This window comes from Acinetobacter sp. V2, assembly GCF_001188385.1.
GTDB classification, from domain to species: Bacteria; Pseudomonadota; Gammaproteobacteria; order Pseudomonadales; family Moraxellaceae; genus Acinetobacter; species Acinetobacter oleivorans.
Genome location: NZ_JZFB01000002.1, coordinates 220,723 through 224,742 on the forward strand (window position 1 = coordinate 220,723; position 4,020 = coordinate 224,742).

At 36.8% G+C, this 4,020-nt stretch carries 5 protein-coding genes; 4 read left to right on the forward strand and 1 reads right to left on the reverse strand.

Features of this window, described 5'->3' with window-relative positions; all coding sequences use genetic code 11:
* The 4 genes from hisH to hisA form a co-directional block, all read left to right on the forward strand.
* Positions 1-464, forward strand: a 464-nt coding sequence (gene hisH, locus UC75_RS09820; protein ID WP_228137251.1) for an imidazole glycerol phosphate synthase subunit HisH, incomplete at its 5' end; no start/stop codon positions are given.
* 149 nt (positions 465-613) lie between these two features.
* Positions 614-1,162: a DUF805 domain-containing protein gene (locus tag UC75_RS09825; RefSeq protein ID WP_049837468.1), complete on the forward strand. Its 549-nt coding sequence runs from the start codon at positions 614-616 to the stop codon at positions 1,160-1,162.
* A gap of 86 nt (positions 1,163-1,248) precedes the next feature.
* Positions 1,249-1,890: a 3'-5' exonuclease gene (locus tag UC75_RS09830; protein WP_049837469.1), complete on the forward strand. Its 642-nt coding sequence runs from the start codon at positions 1,249-1,251 to the stop codon at positions 1,888-1,890.
* Between the two features lie 94 nt (positions 1,891-1,984).
* Positions 1,985-2,716 carry a 1-(5-phosphoribosyl)-5-[(5-phosphoribosylamino)methylideneamino]imidazole-4-carboxamide isomerase gene (gene hisA, locus UC75_RS09835; RefSeq protein ID WP_032049901.1) on the forward strand — a complete coding sequence of 244 codons (732 nt, stop codon included), beginning with the start codon at positions 1,985-1,987 and terminating at the stop codon, positions 2,714-2,716.
* Positions 2,717-2,772: 56 nt separating this feature from the next.
* On the opposite strand, the gene UC75_RS09840 is transcribed toward hisA, so the two are convergent.
* A partial coding sequence (locus tag UC75_RS09840; protein ID WP_049837470.1) for an ABC transporter ATP-binding protein occupies positions 2,773-4,020 on the reverse strand: 1,248 nt, incomplete at its 5' end.

Here is a 4,020-nt window from a genome sequence, read left to right on the forward strand (position 1 = left end):
GTGACTGTATGCAAGGCATGCGTGAAGCAGGTATTGATGAAGTCGTACGCAACGCTGCTTTTAATAAGCCAGTTCTTGCGATTTGTGTAGGCATGCAAGCATTACTACAAAGTTCTGAAGAAAATGGCGGTGTAGACGCACTCGGTATTTTTGACGGTGTAGTAAAGCACTTCCCTCAAATGGAAGGTTTAAAAGTACCACACATGGGCTGGAACCAAGTTCACCAAATGGACCCAAGCCATCCAATGTGGAACAACATCGAACAAGATGCTCGCTTCTACTTTGTACATAGTTACTATGTCGAACCAAAAGATGAAAGCGTTGTGGCTGCGACTTGTGAGTATGGTGTGAACTTCTGCACAGCGATTCATAAAGATAATTTATTTGCGACTCAATTCCACCCAGAGAAAAGTCATACTGCTGGTTTGCAGTTACTTAAAAACTTTGTGGAATGGAATATTTAATCTGATTTAAAACTGAAAAAGATCAGGTCTAGATGGCCTGATCTTTTTTTATTTACAATAATAACTAATCATTTATAGAATGATGTTTTATTCAACAAAATATTGAATATTTATACTATTAAATAAAACCAAATGATCAGGAAAACAAAATGAATTCACCTTTCGAAAATCAGCCACTTCAACAAGATTCCCCCTTTAAAGCTAATGGTCGTTTTGGACGACTCTCTTATGCTGCTTGGACATTCTTATTTTCACTCGTCATCGGCATCATTGTTGTTGCCATCGCATTCACTTTTGGATTTACATCTAGTCAGGAACTAACAGGCCTTTCTACAGCAGGCATGATTGTTATCGCCATTCTTTATATTGTCTGTCTCTATGTAAGCTTTGTATTTACAATTCGTCGCTTACATGACCGTAATAATACAGGATGGCTATCATTGCTAATGCTTATCCCTGTCGTAAACCTCATTTTCATGATTTATCTCTTTGCGGCAAAAGGTACAGAAGGCAATAATGATTACGGTCCACAACGCCCTACCCCTGGTTGGGAACGCGTTTTAGGCTGGATTTATATTATTCTGATTCCGCTTGCTTTTGTTTTTGCTATTGTTGCCACAATCATGGCTCCCACCTATGAAGGTTATGTTGAAAAAAGCGAAAGCGTTGTCATTGGTACACCGTCTCAGTCTCAATAATTTTTAAAGACAGTCATAAAGCCTAGTTCTCTAGGCTTTATTCATATATAAAGCTAATAGCTCAATTCATTTGTATGCTGTTAAATATGTCCGAAGCCTCTCCCCTCCTTGATAAAGCCTCTATTCAGCAACTTCCTCCTTTTGAAAATCTTAACTATCAAAATATTGTGGTCATTGAAAATATTGAGCAATGCAAAAGTATCGAAGAGGAATTAAAAGTCGTTAGTGTCTTTGGCTTTGATTCTGAATCTAAACCTACATTTAAAGTGGGTGAAGTCTCGACAGGTCCACATTTGATTCAGCTGGCCACAGCAAAAAAAGCCTATTTATTTCATGTAAATTCATCGACTTTAAAATTTTTACAGCCCATTTTGTCTAACCAAAAGCAAATTAAAGTCGGCTTTGGTCTTAAAAATGATAAGCACATTTTTCATAAAAAAAGCATTGAACTGGAAAGTTGTGTCGATCTAGCCAAAGGCTTTAGTCACTTTGGTTTTACCCAGCAAATGGGGGTTCAAAAAGCGATTGCACTGCTATTTGGGCAGTATCTTGCAAAGTCGAAAAAAGTTGGAACTTCCAATTGGGCACGAAAGCCACTTACATCACAACAAATAAGCTACGCTGCCGCCGATGCGTATGCTGCATTATTGGTATTTGAAGAACTCAGAAAGCAAGAACTATTACCGGCTCACATTTCACAAACGATTCAAACGGCACTTCAAACGTAAAGTTATAAAAGTCTTTTCTAAGGCTTAGCGATTGATCAATACTTTGCTAAGATGTGCACAATTTCATAATCATGATGAAGCAAGGAGCGGAAGCATGCTAATCATTCCAGCAATTGACCTGAAAGATGGTAAATGTGTGCGTTTAAAACAAGGGCGTATGGAAGACGATACCGTTTTCTCTGACGATCCAGTTGCAACTGCCCAGCATTGGGTAAATGAAGGCGCACGTCGTTTGCATTTGGTTGATTTGAATGGCGCTTTCGCAGGTACTCCAATTCATAAGCCTGTTGTTGAAGCAATTGCTAAAGCTCAGCCAGAATTACCAATTCAAATTGGTGGTGGTATTCGCTCACTAGAGACTATCGAACACTACTTAGAAGCTGGCGTGACTTTTGTCATTATTGGTACTAAAGCAGTTCAAGAGCCTGAATTTGTAGAAGAAGCTTGTAAGCGCTTTGCTGGCCACATCATTGTTGGTATTGATGCCATGAATGGTATGGTTGCAACTGACGGCTGGGCAAACGTTACTGACGTTAAAGCAACTGATTTAGCAAAACGCTTTGCAGATGCAGGCGTGTCTAGCATTGTTTATACAGACATTGCGCGTGACGGTATGATGCAAGGTGTAAATGTTGAGCAGACTGTAAACTTGGCTGAATACTCAGGCTTACCAGTGATTGCTTCAGGTGGCGTAACTAACCTTGATGACGTTCGTAACTTAAAAGGCAAACCAGGCATTTTAGGTGCGATTACAGGCCGCGCAATTTATGAAGGTACTTTAAACCTTCGTGAAGCTCAGCTTTTGTTAGATGAAAACCGTCTTTAATTTTTAAGATGTAAAAAAAGAGCCTGTTTAGGCTCTTTTTTATTTCTTGATAATCTTTAATTTAATAACTTTTCTAAATCAATCACCTCATCTGCAAGCTCCATTGCATAAGGTGAATGCGTAATCATAATTACGGACGGAACAACCTGCTGAATATATTTAAGGATATTTTTTGCAGTACCTACATCTAAAGCTGCAGTCGGTTCATCTAAGATTATAAGTTGAGGGCGAGCCAAAAGACCTCGAAGAATACAAATTCTTTGTTTTTCTCCTCCTGAAAAATTCTTATAAATTTCAGTTAGGTCATCATCGAGCGTTAATTGATGTTTTTTCAAAATATGTAATAAATTAAACTGCTCAAGCATCTGAAGTAAGTAAGAATCTTCATATATATGCTGAGAGTTATAGACCAAATTCTCTCTTAAAGAATAAGGAAAAATAACTGGCTGCTGTGCAACATAAATGACCTCATCAAAAATAGGCTGGGAAAAGTTATGGCTAATATCAATGCTTTTATACAAAAGCTGTCCTGATTGAATCTGGTATACCCCCATTAAATAATTCATCAGAGAGGTCTTACCTAGCCCTGTTTGCCCAATCACGACATATGTTTTATTGGCTAATATTGTTAAATTAAATTGATCTACTGCTCTTTTTCCTAATAAAAATTTAGCGTTTATAAATTGGAAGAGGACTTCAGAATGTTGAATAGCAGAAGAAGTATATTGTTCTTTCTTGAGATTAAAATACTGTCGATATTTTGCTAAGGCCACAAAGTTTCCATTTAAGCGCATCAAGCTTTGGGAAACAGCCAAAAATGGATTGGTGAGTTGAATAATATAAGTACTTATCAATACGAAAGCACCCGGAGTTAATTGCTTTTCAGTTGAAAGAAATACGGTAAATAACATAAAAATAAGTAAGAATAAAAAAATCATGAACAATTGAGAAATCATCAATAGTCCTATTTTCTTATTCCTATCTTTAGCTGTTGTAATGGATAAATTGAGCGTTTCGTTAAACTTCGATAACTGAAACGGTACTGCATTTTTCACTTTAATTTCATAAGAGTTTGATATCTGATGTATCAAATGACTATTCACCTGATTATCTTTTTGGTACATCGCATCGAATAGTGAACTACTTGTTTTATTTATATGAAATGAAACTAGGAAAATAATGATAGCTATTAATAAAAAGCTAATACTAAAGACTAGACTAATGGTCGTAAATAGAACTGCAAAAATCATCGCCAATTGAAAAATAATTGGCCCCAAATGAAGAAGTAACGTTAAATTAATCTC

What these genes read in the sequence shown, in the direction of transcription:
- UC75_RS09825 (WP_049837468.1), top strand. Translation starts at nt 614, where the DNA reads ATGAATTCACCTTTCGAAAATCAGCCACTTCAACAAGATTCCCCCTTT.
- UC75_RS09830 (WP_049837469.1), top strand. Translation starts at nt 1,249, where the DNA reads ATGTCCGAAGCCTCTCCCCTCCTTGATAAAGCCTCTATTCAGCAACTT.
- hisA (WP_032049901.1), top strand. Translation starts at nt 1,985, where the DNA reads ATGCTAATCATTCCAGCAATTGACCTGAAAGATGGTAAATGTGTGCGT.